The organism is Vibrio sp. J2-3(2022), assembly GCF_021725735.1.
GTDB lineage: Bacteria > Pseudomonadota > Gammaproteobacteria > Enterobacterales > Vibrionaceae > Vibrio > Vibrio diabolicus.
Window position 1 is genome coordinate 216691 of sequence record NZ_JAKKCK010000003.1, and the last position, 18155, is coordinate 234845.

14 protein-coding genes are annotated in these 18155 nt (G+C 44.6%); 2 read left to right on the top strand and 12 right to left on the bottom strand.

The features are described 5' to 3' along the window. Window positions 1–29: 29 nt before the first annotated feature. The 5 genes from L3V27_RS13390 to L3V27_RS13410 all read right to left on the bottom strand — a co-directional run bounded on the left by L3V27_RS13390 (window position 30) and on the right by L3V27_RS13410 (window position 5493). A complete protein-coding gene (locus tag L3V27_RS13390; protein ID WP_237312039.1) occupies window positions 30–1415 on the bottom strand; it encodes a heavy metal sensor histidine kinase in 1386 nt (461 codons plus the stop codon). Continuing rightward, window positions 1408–2100 carry a heavy metal response regulator transcription factor gene (locus tag L3V27_RS13395; RefSeq protein WP_193272109.1) on the bottom strand — a complete coding sequence of 231 codons (693 nt, stop codon included), beginning with the start codon at window positions 2098–2100 and terminating at the stop codon, window positions 1408–1410. The genes L3V27_RS13390 and L3V27_RS13395 overlap by 8 nt, the downstream gene beginning before the upstream one ends. Before the next feature lie 102 nt (window positions 2101–2202). Further along, entirely contained in the window at window positions 2203–2580 is a 378-nt protein-coding gene (locus tag L3V27_RS13400; RefSeq protein ID WP_031815906.1) for a DUF3316 domain-containing protein, read from the bottom strand. A 204-nt stretch (window positions 2581–2784) separates the two neighbouring features. Beyond that, complete coding sequence (glmS, locus tag L3V27_RS13405) at window positions 2785–4617, bottom strand: glutamine--fructose-6-phosphate transaminase (isomerizing) (protein WP_005392238.1); 1833 nt, start codon at window positions 4615–4617, stop codon at window positions 2785–2787. A 114-nt stretch (window positions 4618–4731) separates the two neighbouring features. Beyond that, entirely contained in the window at window positions 4732–5493 is a 762-nt protein-coding gene (locus L3V27_RS13410; RefSeq protein WP_005392240.1) for a DeoR family transcriptional regulator, read from the bottom strand. 433 nt (window positions 5494–5926) lie between these two features. Between L3V27_RS13410 and pykF the strand changes: the two genes are divergently transcribed. Continuing rightward, entirely contained in the window at window positions 5927–7339 is a 1413-nt protein-coding gene (pykF, locus tag L3V27_RS13415) for a pyruvate kinase PykF (protein ID WP_005392243.1), read from the top strand. Between the two features lie 157 nt (window positions 7340–7496). Further along, a complete protein-coding gene (locus L3V27_RS13420) occupies window positions 7497–8183 on the top strand; it encodes a GntR family transcriptional regulator (RefSeq protein WP_082240136.1) in 687 nt (228 codons plus the stop codon). 64 nt (window positions 8184–8247) lie between these two features. Here L3V27_RS13420 and L3V27_RS13425 read toward each other — a convergent pair whose 3' ends face one another. The 7 genes from L3V27_RS13425 to L3V27_RS13455 all read right to left on the bottom strand — a co-directional run bounded on the left by L3V27_RS13425 (window position 8248) and on the right by L3V27_RS13455 (window position 18125). Further along, window positions 8248–10128, bottom strand: coding sequence for a diguanylate cyclase (locus L3V27_RS13425; protein ID WP_237312041.1), 1881 nt, complete (start codon window positions 10126–10128; stop codon window positions 8248–8250). A 109-nt stretch (window positions 10129–10237) separates the two neighbouring features. Beyond that, complete coding sequence (ilvN, locus tag L3V27_RS13430) at window positions 10238–10732, bottom strand: acetolactate synthase small subunit (protein WP_005392253.1); 495 nt, start codon at window positions 10730–10732, stop codon at window positions 10238–10240. 1 nt (window position 10733) lies between these two features. Beyond that, a complete protein-coding gene (locus tag L3V27_RS13435) occupies window positions 10734–12458 on the bottom strand; it encodes an acetolactate synthase 3 large subunit (RefSeq protein WP_053809447.1) in 1725 nt (574 codons plus the stop codon). Between the two features lie 449 nt (window positions 12459–12907). After that, window positions 12908–14716 carry a long-chain fatty acid--CoA ligase gene (locus tag L3V27_RS13440; RefSeq protein WP_046874025.1) on the bottom strand — a complete coding sequence of 603 codons (1809 nt, stop codon included), beginning with the start codon at window positions 14714–14716 and terminating at the stop codon, window positions 12908–12910. A gap of 294 nt (window positions 14717–15010) precedes the next feature. After that, window positions 15011–15970 carry a LysR family transcriptional regulator CalR gene (calR, locus tag L3V27_RS13445; RefSeq protein ID WP_005379693.1) on the bottom strand — a complete coding sequence of 320 codons (960 nt, stop codon included), beginning with the start codon at window positions 15968–15970 and terminating at the stop codon, window positions 15011–15013. Between the two features lie 556 nt (window positions 15971–16526). Continuing rightward, entirely contained in the window at window positions 16527–17573 is a 1047-nt protein-coding gene (locus L3V27_RS13450) for an MJ1255/VC2487 family glycosyltransferase (protein ID WP_104971230.1), read from the bottom strand. A gap of 3 nt (window positions 17574–17576) precedes the next feature. Continuing rightward, window positions 17577–18125 (bottom strand): phosphatase PAP2 family protein, encoded by a 549-nt coding sequence (locus L3V27_RS13455; RefSeq protein ID WP_005379690.1) that lies wholly within the window; start codon window positions 18123–18125, stop codon window positions 17577–17579. Between the last annotated feature and the right edge of the window lie 30 nt (window positions 18126–18155).

Below are 18155 nucleotides of genomic sequence, written 5' to 3' on the forward strand. Positions count from 1 at the left end.
CTCTCAAAAGGCAAGCCAAGGTTTGCCTTTTATGCTTCAACTGACTTATCACTTCCATTGACACCTGCCGATGGCAACATCATAACAAACCGCGTCTTGTCTTTATCTGATGTTACTTTTATCTGTCCTTCATACGCTTGCACGATAGATTGGGTAATCGACAAACCTAGCCCTGCACCTACGCTACCTACATGTTGGCGAGATTTATCTGCGCGATAAAACCGGTCGAAAAGGTACGGTAAGTTTTGCTCGGCAATGGTGTCACCTTGGTTGCTGACCGATATCGTAACCTGTTCATCAACCGCTTGAACGTCAATCACAATGGTTGAATCAGCATACGCATGACGAATCGCGTTGGAGAGCAAATTGCCCACTGCACGCTCAAACATGTTTTTGTCCATATAGAGCTGACCGTCGCCTGAGCTCACGATTCGCACCTCGGCATCTTCGGCCAATATTTCAAAATACGCGACCAAACGGTCAATTTCCTCCTGCACCGCAAACACTTCATCATGGCGATGAATGAGCTTGTTTTCAGCCTTGGCAATGTAGAGCAAATCGTTGATGGTTTTCGTGATGCGGTTGAGTTCTTCCAACGTTGAGGCAATCGCATCCTGATACTCTTCAGACGTTCGACACGCACCTAAAATGACCTGATTTTGTGTAGTAATGTTGGTGAGTGGCGTTTTTAACTCATGTGCTATATCAGAAGAAAACTCGCTCAAGCGGCGAAAACCAGTTTGCAACCTATCGAGCATCGCGTTGTGTTTGTTGGCTAACTCGCGCAGTTCTATTGGCAACGAATCGGGGTCGAGACGAATGCCCATTTGCTCTGGTGATATCTGTTGAATGTGCTGATTCAATCCCACCATCGGCTTCAACCCACGTTTTACCATCCAACCGCTCAACGCTGAAGAAATCACAAACGCCAAACCGAGCGCCCAAAACAAAATCCAGTCGAGTTTATCCAAAAACAAAATATGGTGGTTGATACTCATGCCGAGCACCACCTGATACTCCCCAGCTTGAAACGCAAACGCGCGGATATTCAGCGAGTCCTCACTCCATTCGATGGCGCGCTCGTGATTTAAGACCTGAGGTGAGCTAATGCTGTAGGCTCGGTTCTGAGGAATCGTCAGGCTCGAATTCTGATACACGTTCTGCTTGCCTTCAAACACCCACATATAGAGCGTACTGTTATTCGCTTGCTTGAACACATCCTCTGGCGAGCGTTTTAACTCGTTCTCAATGGCATTGAACTTACTGGAAATATAGCTGAAATCTTGCGAATAAAAGTGGCGCTCAATGGCGTACTGTAGGATGAAAGCCAAAGAAAAATAGGTAACAAACGTCATGCTAACAAACATCAGCACGAGCTTGTTTTTCATGGAAAAAGGCAGCGAAAACTTAGGCATCACGACTCTCTTCGAGTTTGTAGCCCATCCCTCTGACAGTGTGAATCAGTGGTTTATCGAACGGTTTGTCCACTTTGCTACGCAGACGTTTGACCGCCACATCAATCACATTGGTATCGCTGTCAAAATTCATATCCCACACTAACGACGCAATAGTGGTACGTGAAAGCACTTGGCCAGTTTTGCGCATCAACAACTCAAGCAGGGCATATTCTTTGGCGGTAAGCGATATCGACTGCTCCGCGCGCGTGGCAACGCGTTTGATCATATCAAGTTCTAAATCTGCCACACGTAATGTTTGCGGCGATGCGACCACTTGCGCGGCAATATGATGACGAAATACGTTTTGAACACGCGCCAGTAGCTCCGCAAACGCGTAAGGTTTTACGACATAGTCATTGGCACCCAGCTCAAAACCGCGCACGCGATCTTCCACTTGCTCCTTCGCTGTCAGCATGATCACTGGGGTGTGAATCCCACTACTGCGCAATGTATTAAGCACCTGCCAACCATCGAGTTTAGGCAACATAATGTCGAGGAGGATTAAGTCATATTCTTCACTGGTAGCGTGATAAAGCCCATCGACCCCATCATGCACTAAATCCACCACATACCCAGATTCAATCAAACCTTTTTGCAGATATTCTCCGGCTTTGTGCTCATCTTCGACGATCAATATTTTCAACTTTACTTACCTAGTGTGTTAGCGGGAGGATGAGAACCCAGTATAAAGCTCGAAAAAGAGCATGATGTGAACCACACCATACTCTTCCCCATTGGCAAACCATTATCGATTGTTATCGCGTTCGGCATAATGCACTTTGACATTCACTTTGCCCAAATATTCCAACTGACCATCTTCATTCATGCGTTCTTGCACGGTCACGAAGCCACCATCTTTTAAATGCGTACTGCGAGACTTCACATTAAACGTCAGGATATTGAGCTCTTTATTCAGTTCACGAGCCGTCATGGTTTTAAGTGAATTGAGTTCAGACAGTGCCTGTTGATAAGCCTCATCTGACGTTGCTGTCGGCGTAACTGAGATGGTTTTCATCTCTTCGCGGCTCACGTAGTTGCCACCAGTGAAAAGTGGTTGAGCGAATGCAGATGCGCTAGTGATTGCCATTACCGTTACAAAAAGAGCAGTTTTGATTGCGTTCATGTTGTTAACCTTTGAGTGCTTGTTTTCAATGAGGTCATTATTGAACACCGCCTCTGACACCACCCTTTCAACAACATGACATTTTTGTCATGAAAGCAACCTACTGGCGAAGGCTCTTGAGCGTTCCATTACGCTTAGAATAAGACAAAAAAAGCGGCACATACTCTCGCATGTGCCGCTTGGGATTTTTGCTGTTAAGCGTAATTACTCAACCGTTACCGCTTTCGCTAGGTTACGTGGTTGGTCTACGTCCGTACCTTTGATCAGTGCTACGTAGTAAGACAGCAACTGCATTGGGATGGTGTAGTAGATCGCCGCCGTGATTTCACTAACGTGAGGCATCGTGATGATCTTCATTGTCTCATCGCCTTCGAAGCCTGCGTCTGCATCTGCGAATACGTATAGAAGGCCGCCACGTGCACGTACTTCTTCAACGTTTGATTTTAGCTTTTCAAGTAGGTCGTTACTTGGTGCAACCACAACAACAGGCATGTCAGCATCAATCAGCGCTAGAGGACCATGTTTCAGTTCACCCGCCGCGTAAGCTTCTGCGTGGATGTAAGAGATCTCTTTCAATTTTAGAGACGCTTCCATCGCGATTGGATAGAATTCACCACGACCTAGGAACAGTGTGTGGTGCTTGTCTGCGAAATCCGTCGCTAGTGCTTCAATGTCTTTCTCGAAAGAAAGTGCCGCGTTGATTTGCTTAGGAAGTGCGTGTAGCGCTTCAACAATCTCTTTTTCTTTCTCTTTGCTGACGCGGCCTTGCTCTTTACCTAACGCCGTAACCAGCATCAATAGTGCAGAAAGCTGAGTCGTGAACGCTTTGGTTGAAGCGACACCGATTTCAACACCAGCGCGAGTCATGAACGCAAAATCTGATTCACGAACCAAAGAAGAACCTGCTACGTTACAAATGGTCATCGCCGCCATGTAACCTTTTTCTTTCGCAAGACGAAGTGCTGCTAGCGTATCGGCGGTTTCACCAGACTGAGACAACGTGATCAATAGGCTGTTTGGACGAGTCACAAACTTGCGGTAACGGAATTCAGACGCAATTTCTACATCACAGCTCACGCCAGCAATGTCTTCAAACCAGTAACGCGCTGTCATACCTGCGTTGTAAGACGTACCACACGCAACGATTTGTACGTGCTCTACTTTACTTAGAATGTCTGCCGCATGCACACCGATCGCATCAGTTACAACGGAGTCTGCCGTGATACGGCCTTCCATTGTGTTGATCAACGCTTTAGGTTGCTCATAGATTTCTTTTTGCATGAAGTGGCGGTATTGGCCTTTATCGCCAGCATCATGTTCTGCGTTAGATTCTACGATTTCACGCTCAACCAGCTCGCCCGTTGCGTCAAAGACAGTAACTTCACGGCGAGTGATTTCTGCCACATCACCTTCTTCTAGGTACATGAAACGGCGCGTTACATTCAGTAGCGCAAGTTGGTCAGAAGCCAGGAAGTTTTCACCCACACCAAAACCAATTACGATCGGGCTGCCTGAACGTGCAACTACGATGCGTGAAGGATCTTTGCGATCCAACGCTACCGTGCCGTAGGCGCCTTCAAGTTGTTTCGCTGTTTTTTGTACTGCTTCTAATAGCGTTTCTGAAGTGCGAAGTTCCCACTCAACCATGTGTGCGATAACTTCTGTATCCGTTTGAGATTCAAACACGTAACCACGAGATTGAAGCAATTCACGAAGCTCTTCGTGGTTTTCGATAATACCGTTATGTACAACAGCAATATCGCCAGACATATGTGGGTGTGCATTAACTTCAGATGGTTCACCGTGCGTCGCCCAACGAGTGTGCGCAATACCCGTTCCGCCGATCACTTTTGCTTCTTCTACTGCATCAGCCAGTTCTTGCACTTTACCCAAGCGACGAACGCGCGTTAGGTTTGACTCGCCATCAACAACAGCAACGCCAGCTGAGTCGTAACCGCGATACTCTAAGCGGCGTAAGCCTTCAACTAAAATTTCTGCAACATCTCGTTGTGCTACTGCACCTACGATTCCACACATGTGTTTATCTCCGTTTGTAGTTTTGTTCTTCCCTAGCCATGTTTCAGATAGAGGCAGCAAGCAAAGGCCTGTATTCAGAGGGAAGTGAAATATGAAACTGATTACATTATTAGACTAGGCGCAAATGACTTTCACGCCATGTTGTTCAATCTGTATTTTGTGTTCTTGCTGAATATCAGCATCCGTCACTAGCACATCAATTTGATGCCAAGCGAGCTCTAAATTCGGGATCTTACGACCGATTTTTTCCGATTCGATCATGACGATCACTTCGCGCGACACTTCCGCCATTACCTTACTCAAACCAACCAATTCATTAAATGTTGTGGTGCCGCGTTCGAGATCGATGCCATCCGCACCGATAAATAGCTGGTCAAAGTCGTAAGCTCGCAACACAGATTCGGCTACTTTGCCTTGAAAAGATTCTGAGTGCGTATCCCAAGTCCCGCCAGTCATCAGCAGTGTTGGTTCGCTCTCTAATTCATTAAGAGCGTTAGCAACATGCAACGAGTTGGTCATGACAACTAAGCCACGTTTGTCATTCAACTGTTGAATCAACGCAGCCGTCGTACTGCCACTGTCGATCACGATGCGATTATGGTCTCGAATCAGTGATGCCGCTGCTTTTGCCAAGTTTAGCTTTCGAGTCGAAACATTAGCGCTCAATTCTTCGTGAATGACTTCGGTTGGGATAGCAATCGCACCGCCGTAGCGGCGTAGAAGTTGGCCATTTTTCTCTAAAGAAGCTAAATCCTTTCTAATCGTGACCTCTGAGGTTTCGAATTTCTGAGCGAGTTCGTCAACGCTGACTTCTCCTAGCTCAGAAACCAAGTTAGAAATGGCGTGTCTTCTTAGTTGAGTGTTTCGTTTCGACATTTACGTTTTGAATTTAAGTTTCGATGTGAAACTTATTATAGTCAAACCGAAACTTTCAAGTCCATTTATTTCGATCCAAAAAATTAATATTTCTCGATAAAACCTTGTCCTAAGACAATTCTTAAACAGTGATATTGGATTCATTCAGTGGTAGAATTCGCCACCGAAAAGAAAAAAAATTACAGAATTGAAGGCTATTTTTTTGCAACTTTCTGCATATAAAGTGGGATTAGTCACAAAAAGGTAACCAAAATCGCCGATCTTTTAGTCATAAAATGACTAAACTTGGTGAAAGACTTTCAGAATCTGAAGTACTGATAATGAGGCGAAAAATCGGTGGGTGACAGGCACTAAATGTCATCAATAACGCCCTAACTTCAGAGTAAACAACCGACTTTCAAATTGTAACTATACTTACCGGAGAGTATCTTCCATGAAAAAGACCAAAATCGTATGTACGATTGGCCCTAAAACTGAATCTGTAGAGAAGCTAACTGAGCTAGTGAACGCAGGCATGAACGTAATGCGTCTTAACTTCTCTCACGGTGACTACGAAGAACACGGCACTCGTATCGCGAACTTCCGTAAAGTAATGGAAGCTACTGGCAAACCACTAGCAATTCTTCTAGATACTAAAGGTCCAGAAATCCGCACTATTAAGCTAGAAGGCGGTAACGACGTTGATCTAGTAGCTGGTCAAGAATTCACTTTCACAACTGACACTTCAGTTGTAGGTAACAAAGATAAAGTTGCAGTAACTTACGCAGGTTTCGCAGCAGACCTAAACGTAGGTAACACTATCCTAGTCGACGACGGTCTAATCGAGATGGAAGTTATCTCTAAGACTGAAACAGAAGTTAAATGTAAAGTACTTAACAACGGTGCACTAGGCGAGAACAAAGGTGTGAACCTTCCTGGCGTTTCTGTAAACCTACCTGCTCTATCTGAAAAAGATAAGAACGACCTTAAGTTCGGTTGTGAGCAAGGCGTTGACTTCGTAGCAGCTTCTTTCATCCGTAAAGCTTCTGACGTTCAAGAAATCCGTGAAGTTCTAGCAGCAAACGGCGGCGAGAACATCCACATCATCTCTAAGATCGAAAACCAAGAAGGTGTTGATAACTTCGACGAGATCCTAGAGCTTTCTGACGGCATCATGGTTGCTCGTGGTGACCTAGGTGTTGAAATCCCAGCTGAAGAAGTAATCTTCGCTCAGAAAATGATGATCGAGAAGTGTAACCGTGCACGTAAGATGGTTATCACTGCAACTCAAATGCTTGATTCTATGATCAACAACCCACGTCCTACTCGTGCGGAAGCAGGCGACGTTGCTAACGCAGTAATGGACGGTACTGACGCAGTAATGCTTTCTGGTGAAACAGCGAAAGGTAAGTACCCAGTTGAAGCGGTAACTATCATGGCTCAAATCGCGAACCGTACTGATTCAGCGCTAAAAGCTGAGCTAGGTTCTCGTCTAGACAGCCCACGTCTTCGCATCACTGAAGCAGTATGTAAAGGCGCGGTAGACACAGCTGAAAAACTAGCTGCTCCACTTATCGTTGTTGCAACTGAAGGTGGTAAATCTGCACGTTCAGTACGTAAGTACTTCCCAACTGCAAACATCCTAGCACTAACAACAAACAAGAAAACAGCAGCACAACTTGTTCTAACTAAAGGTGTGACGCCAGTTGTTGTTGATTCTATCGAAAGCACCGACGCATTCTACGTAGCAGGTAAAGAGCTTGCTCTAGAATCTGGTCTAGGTAACAAAGGCGACATCGTAGTGATGGTTTCTGGTGCTCTAGTCGCTTCAGGTACTACGAACACAGCTTCTGTACACGTACTATAAGACTGAACTTCTCATACTTCAGTTGATTGATAAAGAGGGCTTATGCCCTCTTTTTTTATATGGCTTTCTTGCTCTAATAATAGCCTAACTGTATCATTCACCATACGCAGAATTGCGTACTGTTTAATTTTGTCGTCACGATTAAAATTTCTATGAGGTGTATGTGTCCAGTCCCACTCTTACCGACAAAGTATCAAAAATGATCCGTCAGGATATTCTCGATGGCGTGCTTAAACCGGGTCAAAAACTCGTGGTTGCGGAACTCAAAGAGAAGTACAACGTAGGAGCGTCACCCATTCGCGAAGCTTTGGTGCTGTTATCGTGGAGCAAATACGTCAAACTTGAGCCGCAAAAAGGCTGCTGGGTTGCACCTGTATGTAAAGATGAGTTGAATGACTTGTACGAGAGCCTACAAATGGTCTCTGCATGCCTACTAAATAAAGCAATTGTGATTGGCGATGAAAATTGGGAACTGGACGTCCTAACCGCTTATCACAAGTTATCCCGCTCTAAATCTGGCGAAAGCTTTTGCTGGAAGGAATGGGAAGAACGCCATAATCAGTTTCTTACTGCGCTGTTTGAAGGCGCTGGCTCTGCCAATATGTTTGGTTTTTTCCGCGATCTACTCACGCAAATTAAGCGTTACCAATATTTTGCTATGCAAATGTTAGGTACTGGAAACCCAGGGCACTGTAATATCGATGAGCAAGAAATGCTGATGAAGACGTCGTTAGATAAAAAGAGCCAGGATGCTTTAGGTTATCTAGAGCGTTATTTGAGACAGTCAATGCAGTGTATCGAAGCGGCCATCGACAACCAATATCGCATACTGGCTAGCGAATAACGCTGAGGCTAAAATAAGCATAAAAATCGGGGTCTATCCCCGATTTTTTGTTTTTGAAAAAGAGCTAAGCAATATCATCGAAACTATGACATAGTGATACGCAGTTACGCCCTGCACTTTTGGATTCATACAAGGCAATATCAGCACATTTATAAGTGCGCGTGCGATCGGAGGTTAAATCACTATACCCGGCGCTAACGGTAATAGCTCTATCACTGCGCAGTTGAACCGCCACACGTAACCGGTTCAATACAACTTCTGCTTCTTCGAGCGTGGTGTGCGGCATGATCACCGCAAACTCCTCACCACCGACACGAGACACAAAGTCAGTACTGCGCACCTCTTTAAGAAGAGTCTCAGCGACACTGCAAATCACTTTGTCCCCTTCATCGTGCCCAAGTTCATCGTTAATGCGCTTAAAGTGGTCAATATCAAACAACGCCAAACATGCAGGGGGACTGTCAGGATAACGCTCAATAATCCCGGCATATTGCGCTAATTGCTCTTCAAATTTTCGACGGTTCCACAAGCCCGTCAAACCGTCTTTTTCACTGAGGTTGCGTAGCTTTTCTTCCAGCTCTTTTTGCTCGGAAATATCCACCAGCGACGTGATGTAATAGCTTACTTTACCTGACTTGGTTAAGTTTGCCTGAATGCGCATAATGGCGGTAAATACGTGATTAAACTTGGTTCGACAACGAACCTCACCTTCCCAAACGTGCTCGTTCGCAAGCTTATTCCAAATATTGAGGGTCGACTCGAGATCTTCCGGTAAGAAAATTAGATTATGCGCATTCCAGCCTTTAGTATGCTTGGTTGAATAGCCCATCATGTTTTCAAACTCTTGGTTCACCATAATGATTCGATGCGACGCATCTGAGATCATCACCGCAGTCATGCCATCAAGTGCAGCCCGAGCTAACTTCGATTCCATACTATGACGTCGATAGTGCAGGGCCAACGCGGTCGTTGGTAAAGTAAAACCAAACACCAAACTTAATACAAAAAACGCTTCTTGGATTAAGTCATCAATATCTCGCTGAGATCGAGATAGTAATTGCTCATTCGTGAGATCAATCACTAGATGAAGTGGTTCACTAGAAACAAATTGGATCGTGCTATACGCTATCAAATTCGAGCCGTTGTACTCATAGCCCGAAACTTCTGAGATCATCGTGCGCCAAATGTTGGGGTACATCCGGCCAAAATTAAATTGAGAACGAGCTGGAATAATGTTGCCGTACAAGCGTGATGACTTAGGACTCGCGATATAAAAGCCATCACTTTTAATTAACTCAATATGAAAATCCCGCACCGGTGAGTAGTTGAGTCGAGAAGATAAATACTCAATATCAACATTAAGAACAAGATACCCTTCGCGTTTCCCATTGAGAGAAATCGGCATCAGAATACGCAATGAAGGGCTATAAGGGTAAACAAGCTCACCATTTTCCCGCTCCAGCTCAATCCCCCACGACGCAATTTCATCATTACCTAAACCTTGCGCGTAATGAAAATAATCCCGCTCTGACTTGTCATGTAATTTGAGGGCGGGTGCAGCGATACCCGTTTTGAAATCGTAATTAATCCGTGCTTTTTCCTGACCGGTAACATCAAGAAAACGAATTTGTTTATATAGCTTTTGGTTGATCGCAACCGAGATCCACATATCTTCTAAGATAGAAAGGTTGACCCGGTTCGGCTGACGTAGATAGTCGTAAAGACTTTGGCTGTGACCGAGAAGATCGCTGATCGTCTCAATTTGATCCTGAATATTGTTGTATTCGCGACCAGTATAAGCCAGTTGGTGTAATGCTTCTTGAGCGGTATTCTCAACGTTACTCTCTAATAACGTCAGATATTTCTGATAATAGTAAACTGCAGTGAGCGCACTAAAAAATAGTGCTGTCGCCAACAATGTGCCGACTCGCTTGGGGATTTTCACGCGTCTACTGCCTATAATGCTTACTAAAACGACAATTATATCATTAATTGTTATTTTCTAAACAAAAAGCCACTTAGATTAAGTGGCTTTTCTATATGCAGTTAGATGGCTAAGGTTTGAGTGCGCGCTCACCTCGGGCAATGCCCACTACCCCACTACGAGCAACTTCGACGACTTCAGTTACTTCAGATATCGCTTGAATGAAGGCATCCAACTTTTCACTCGTGCCCGCAAGTTGTACCGTGTATTGAGCAGCAGTGACATCCACGATCTGGCCACGGAAGATGTCTGCCGTCCGTTTCACTTCTGCTCGCGCAAAACCGCTGGCTTTCACTTTCACCATCATCAGTTCACGTTCGATGTGCTCGTACTCGGTGACTTCTTGTACTTTCAGCACATCGATCAATTTGTGTAACTGCTTCTGAATTTGCTCCAACTGCATCTCATCAGACGTCGTGGTAATGTTCATTCGCGACAGCGTTTCATCATCTGTCGGTGATACCGTCAAAGATTCAATGTTGTAACCACGTTGAGAGAACAAACCAACAACACGAGACAACGCACCCGGTTGGTTTTCCAATAGCAGTGAAATAATGTGTCTCATATTAAGTTCTCTCCGTTTTGCTTAGCCACATTTTATCCATACCCTCACCTTTGATTTGCATCGGGTATACGTGTTCGGTTTCGTCTACGTTGATGTCCACAAACACCAGACGATCTTTCATATCCAACGCTTTTTGTAGCCCTTCTTCGAGCTGGTCAGGCGTTTCGATACGAATACCGACGTGACCATAAGCTTCTGCAATCGCTGCAAAATCAGGAACAGAACTCATGTAAGAATTAGAGTGACGACCTTGATAAATAATGTCTTGCCACTGCTTTACCATGCCTAAGAATCGGTTGTTCAAGTTGATGATCTTCACTGGAATGTCGTATTGCATGGCTGTCGAAAGCTCTTGGATATTCATTTGAATACTGCCATCGCCCGTAACAACCACGACTTCTTCTTGTGGCATAGCAAACTTAACACCCATACCAGCCGGAAGGCCAAATCCCATAGTGCCCAATCCACCCGAGTTGATCCAACGGCGTGGTTTGTTAAATGGGTAGTAAAGTGCTGCAAACATCTGGTGCTGACCCACATCAGAAGCAACATACGCATCACCATTGGTCAGCTTGTGTAAGGTTTCAATCACTTGCTGTGGTTTAATTCGCTCTGGTGACTTCTCATAAGCCAAACAATTTCGGTCACGCCACACCTGAATGTCATCCCACCATGCGGTGATGGCATCTTGATCATTCCCACCTTCTTGCTCTGCCAGCAGGCCAAGCATGGTTGTAAGCACTTTTTCCGCAGAGCCTACGATAGGTAAATCCACCTTCACGTTTTTCGAGATCGATGATGGATCGATATCAATATGCATGACTTTTGCGTTTGGGCAGTATTTTTCAAGGTTGTTCGTCGTGCGATCATCAAAACGCACACCGATACCAAAAATAAGATCCGCTTCATGCATCGCCATATTGGCTTCGTAAGTACCGTGCATACCCAGCATGCCCAGTGAGTTTTTGTGCGTTCCAGGGAATGCGCCTAGTCCCATCAACGTACTGACTACTGGAAGATTCAGCTTGTCGGAGAGCTCTAAAATATGTTCATGAGCGCCAGAAATCACCGCACCACCACCGATATAAAGCACTGGTTTTTTCGCTTCTAACAGCGATTTAAGGGCTTTTTTAATCTGGCCTTTATGACCCGACGTCGTCGGCTTGTAAGAACGCATTGAAAGCGTTTCTGGGTATTGGTAAGGCAGTTTGATTTGCGGATTCATTACATCTTTTGGCAAGTCAATCACTACTGGACCAGGTCGACCTGTGGTCGCGATATAAAACGCTTTCTTGATCGTTTCAGGAATATCTTCCGCTTTTTTCACTAAAAAGCTGTGTTTGACCACTGGGCGAGAGACACCAACGATGTCACATTCTTGGAAAGCATCATTACCAATTAGGCTATTAGGTACATTACCCGAGATAACGATCATTGGGATGGAGTCCATATAAGCCGTGGCAATACCAGTAATGGTATTGGTCGCGCCCGGACCTGAACATACCAGTACGACACCCGGTTTACCGGTAGCGCGAGCGTAACCATCTGCCATATGAGTGGCGGCTTGCTCATGCCTTACAAGTACGTGTTTGATTTGATCGGTTTTGGCATGCAGTGCATCGTAGATATCCAAAACGGAGCCACCTGGGTAGCCAAAGATCTGCTCTACGTGCTCTTCTATCAGAGATTGAACCACCATCTCTGCGCCTGACAACATTGCTGTCATAATTGCTCTCCTTAGCCAGTTTCCTCACCGTAAGGTCAACGGATTGGTCTGGTTTTACATAGTCTAGGTCTTATTCGTAGCCTAATCGAAATACTTCCACGTTTTCGGCTATGTCTTGCGTTCGTCATAACATCCCGCAAGGTTACCCAACAAATGTAACGTTTTATTATCAACGGGTCTAATGAGAGATTGGTCTACTTTTTAAACAAGATGCTAGTAATTAGAATGTTAGTAGGAATAGCAGCCACACATACCTTATTTCACAGTACAACCTAAAAATTTAACGTTCAAAAAAAGAACATTATTTCAGAACCTTTTAAGTATAGGGTGCTAAATAGCTGTATTTGGTGAGCAAAATAGAAAGAATCAACACAAACAAAAATCCCCAGTAATGCGCAATCACATCACTGGGGATTTTTTCATCAATATAAAATCTAAGTCAGCTTAAGTTACTTTTTCTCTGACTTTTCCTTATACATTTCTTCAATTTCATCTTGGTATTTGTCATTGATGACTTTACGACGCAGTTTTTGAGTTGGCGTTAACTCACCATCATCCATAGAGAAAGCTCTTGGTAACAGTTTAAACTTCTTCACCTGTTCAAACTTTGCCAACTCTTTTTGGAGATCGTTAACACGCTTTTCAAGCATTTCGACCACTTGGTGATGCTTAATCAATTCAACGCGATCGTGATACTTGATATTCAGCTCTTTCGCATACTCTTCAAGAGAATCAAAACACGGCACAATCAGCGCCGAGACAAACTTACGCGTGTCCGCGATAACCGCGATTTGCTCGATGAAGTGGTCTTTACCAATCGCACCTTCAATCATTTGTGGAGCGATGTATTTACCACCTGAAGTTTTCATCAACTCTTTGATACGATCAGTGATGAACAGGTTGCCATTTTCATCAATGTAACCCGCATCGCCAGTTTTTAGGAAACCGTGCTCATCAAAGGTCTTTTCGGTCTCTTCTGGCATTTTGTAATAGCCACGCATCACCATTGGACCACGCACCAGAATCTCGTTGTTCTCACCGATCTTCACTTGCGCGCCAGGCATCGACATACCAATAGAGTCTGGGTTAAAGCACTTATCATCCCAACACGATACTGTCGCCGTGGTTTCAGTCATGCCGTAACCTAACTTCACATTGATACCAATCGCGTGGAAGAATCGGCCTATGGTTTCATCTAACTTTGCACCGCCACACGGCATAAAGTTGATTTGTCCACCAAGTAACGCTCGCAGCTTGCTCAGAACCAATTTATCCGCCAGGGCATATGACTTGCGCAGCATGAGCGATGGCTGACGTTTTTCTTGATGACAAGCGGCCATTTTTGCGCCCATGTTCACAGCCCAAGTAAACATGATCTTGCGATGAATTGGCGCGCGAGACACTTTCTCGTGAATCGCAGAGAAGATCTTCTCATAGAAGCGCGGCACGGCACACATCACGGTAGGTTGCACTTGGCTCAGTGCATCACGCACCTGCATGGTGTCTTGCAAATAGCAGTTGGTCGCCCCTTTGTACAACACATAAAAGGTCCAAGCGCGTTCAAATACGTGTGACAGCGGAAGGAAACACAATGACACATCACTTTGAGAAAGGCTCAAACGTTGATCGTGCCCTTCCAATTGCGCCGCAATGTTTGCGTAGTCCAACATGACACCCTTTGGTTGGCCTGTTGTGCCCGAGGTGTAGATCAGCGTAAGTAGATCATCTTCCTTTGCTTGCTCTAAACGTGCGTCTAATTCAACTTGGTATGTGGTATCGCCTTTGGCGACAAATGCTTGCCAAGAGATAACGAAATCATGCTCGCCAAGTTCGATATCATCAGACATGGCAACAATGAGCTCTAACTGCTCGCACTGGTCGAAAATGCTCACTGCTGCGTCAAATTGTGGCTGCTCACCAACAAACAGCACTTTGACGTCTGCGTTGTCAATGATGTACGCCGACTGAGCGGCGGTATTGGTTGGGTAAATAGGTACTGTTACGCCGCGTAGTTGTAGCGCTGCAATATCAGCAATCGTCCATTGCGGCATGTTGTTCGAGAAAATGCCGATTTTATCTTGGACTCCTAATCCCTGAGCCAAAAGTGCAAGTGATAAAGCATCAACTTGCTGACCAAATTGCGTCCACGTAATACCTTGCCATTCCTCACCCACTTTATGCTTGAGTGCAACGCGTGTACCACCGTTCGCAATTTGTTCACGAATACGTTTAACGATATGAAAATCTAACTTGGCCATTCTTTTACTTACCTTTTGGCTTACAGGCGTAAGCTAATTGAGCGAACAAGTGTACTCACGGCTTGCTAAAACGCAACTGACCAGTATCAAACTTATCACTAATAAGAGACAACTATCACTTATACGTCGCGAACATACCCAAAACTGCTGAATGATTACTCTATTTAACTTACTGTTTCGATTGTTGATTGCTAAAACAAAAAGCCCCGAGAGACAAAAATCTCTCGGGGACCAATGAATTGTAAAAATTGATGATTACCAATATGGTCTTAACCTATAAGACCAAACGTCATCTTATTTTGCGGCAACCACTTCACCACAAGTGATCATCAGTTGATCGCGCAGCCAAATGTGGCCTTTATCTTTTTCACTTGATTCATGCCAGCTTAAGAAGCCGCTGATTTCCTTGTTTGCAAATGGGAAGTCTAGAATTTGCAGCTGATCGCTGTTTACCGCATTTTCTGCCATCCAACGTGGCGCGATAGTCACAAGCTCAGATTGACCCACCACATATAGTAGGTTGCTTAGACTAGAGCCTTCGTACGCGGCTTGGCAATCCAGTTCACGATATGCTTGTTCTGAGAAGCTGCGTTGACCGTGCACTTTCGATAACTTCGCATGTTTTTCGTTAAGCAGTTGCTCGGCCGTTACACCACCTTGAATGCGTGGGTGTGTTTTTGACGCGATAACCACTAATTCATCTTTGAAAATTTCAGTACTAGAGAAGCCTTGCTCATCAAAACGAGCGTAATCGATCACGAAATCAATTTCTTGATAGCGCATACGCTCAGACAACAGACGGTCAAATTCTGCATCTAGGTGAAGCTGAACGTTTGGTGCTTGTTGATTCACTTTTGCCATGATCTTCGGAGCAAAACGCATGTCACAAGGGCTGCAAATCGCCAACTTAAATAAGCGAGTCGAAGATTCTGGTTGGAATACGGAGCTAGGAAGTTCATTACGAATCAGCTGTAATGCTTGGCGAATTGGGCCAAACAACTGACGAGCACGTTGCGTTGGCTGAATACCACGGCCCTGACGCATAAACAGCTCGTCGTTAAACATCACTTTTAGACGTGCCACGGCATTACTTACTGCCGGCTGAGACATGCCTAAGTTATGTGCTGCACGAGTAATATTTTGCTCTTGCATCACAGCATCAAATACAGTCAGTAGGTTTAAATCTACACCACGCAAAGTGCTTTCCATACGGTAGCTAGCAATTGCGCTCATCGCATCTTTCTTCTCTAACATTGAGTGCGCCTCTTTTGTAATCGTCAACTTTGTTCATTAAATTCATAACGAATAGAATCCCATCTCGCACAAAAGACGGCGGCTGGATTCGAATCATTTTACGAATAGATAACCTAACTTTTTATTATATTTGCTGTCCGGATACTTCCGGCTCGAACTGTACTATCAACTAATCGATTGCGGTTTCGCAACTAGATTGATATTTAATCAGTAAATTTTAGCCGATTAGGTATTTACCCTTTAAATAACAACAACTTGATAAAAACATAAAAAACTATAAAACACGTAAAAGCGCATTCTTTGAGGAAGTATTTAGTAAATTGATGAGACGGATGGTCACCACACGCATGCATTTACCTCAGTTATTGGTCGAGAGAAAACCAACAGATGACGACTATATCTCTGAGTGAAATTTGCACTTATCAGTCAAATTATCAGCAAATACACATTGAATAGAAATGAAAGAGAAAGAATAAAAATGCAGCCTTCTAGATTGAAAGGCTGCAACAAAATCGTGTCAAAAATAGGAAGGAACAATGTACTTAGAACAACGTACTTAAATGTTCGACACGTAACTTGGGAAATCAACTTGCTCCCACAACTGTTTGGATAACTCCGCTTGTGAATCCCACGCGCCTTGCAATACCCAATGGACAATGGCCTGAGCAACATCTGGGTATTTCACACTTTCGGCTTGTTGCTCCTTTAGCCACTGGCGTACTGCGGAAATGTCTAAGTTCTCCATCGACATCGCAAGTCCTAAGTCTTCTAAGGTCGCGACATTGCTTTGTTGCTCAAACTGACCTGCGAGTGGCTTAAGCAATAATTTTTTTCCTAGAGACAGAGCTTCCGAAGGGAGCTCGAATCCACCATTGGCAATGACACCACTACAGCGATGTAAATGATGCTGAAAGTTGCTGTGGCATAAAGGGCGTAATTCTATGTTTTCCACTTGCTCACATTCGATCACATCGGGGTGATAACAGATAAACGCTTGTTGATTAAAGTGGAACAATAAATCAGAGATGTCTTCAATCGATTCGAACGGTAGATACACCAAAACAAAATCGTCATTTTCCGCTTGGCTATCGACGGTATGCACTATCGGTGGTAGCAAAGGTTGATCAAAATGATGCCAATGCAAACCAAGGTGGTGTTGAGAAGGCGCAAAGTATTCAATGACGGATTTGTCTAACCAACTCGCTCCCTTTAACGGCACTGGATAACGGAAAGCATTTTGATGACTGATACCAATCGACGGCTTATTTTGTTGTTTTGCCGCCCATGCCGTAACAGGCTCGAAATCATTGAGCACAAGATCATAGGACGACAAATCAAGCTGTTTAACTTCTTTGCAAAATTGCACTAAATTGTTACTCAATGCTGTTTTCGCATAGTTCACTGAACCTTTTTCAGTGATAAAGGTGAAGCCTCGGCGAGTCTGATAATCGCCAAACGCTTCCATTGAAAAGTACTTTTCAGGCGCTCGTCCAGAAAACAAAAAATCGACCTCAACATCGTGCTCTTTAAACGCATGACTCATCGCCCTCGCACGCGCAATATGTCCGTTTCCTGTACCTTGAACACCGTATAAGATTTTCATCAATTAGCCTCCCAGCATCGCAATCGCTAATCCACCACAAAGGCTACCTAGCAGTGCACCAATGATGACATCGGTAAAAAAGTGCACCCCCAATAAGATTCGCGCAGTTCCGATTAAACTTGCCCAAAAGAATGCAGCAACGCCTAGGCTCGGATAGAAATGATCAATCAGCGTCGCCATGACAAACGCAGCGGCGGTATGTCCTGAAGGAAGACTGTAGCGATCAGAGGGGGTAATAAAAGCAGGAAGGAGTGCACTGAGTTCTTCAGGGCGACGACGCTTAAAACTGTTTTTCAGCGTCCAATAAATTGGCAACTCGATGGCAAAAGCAAGTAAACCCGCCAGTAAAAACCAAACTCCCTGCTCTTTATCTAAATACCAAGCTAATAAACCTAGCACCAAGTACAGATGTCCGTCACCACTGTGGGAGACTCCTTTACTGATGTTGGCAACTTGCTGATTAAAACGGTGCTTAAGACAAACACTAGAGAGCGCTAAATCAAACTTAGCAATGGTTGCAATTGGCTGTGTAATTGTCTCTATGGTTCGCATGTGGCCTTTCCTTACTTTGACAACGCCGTT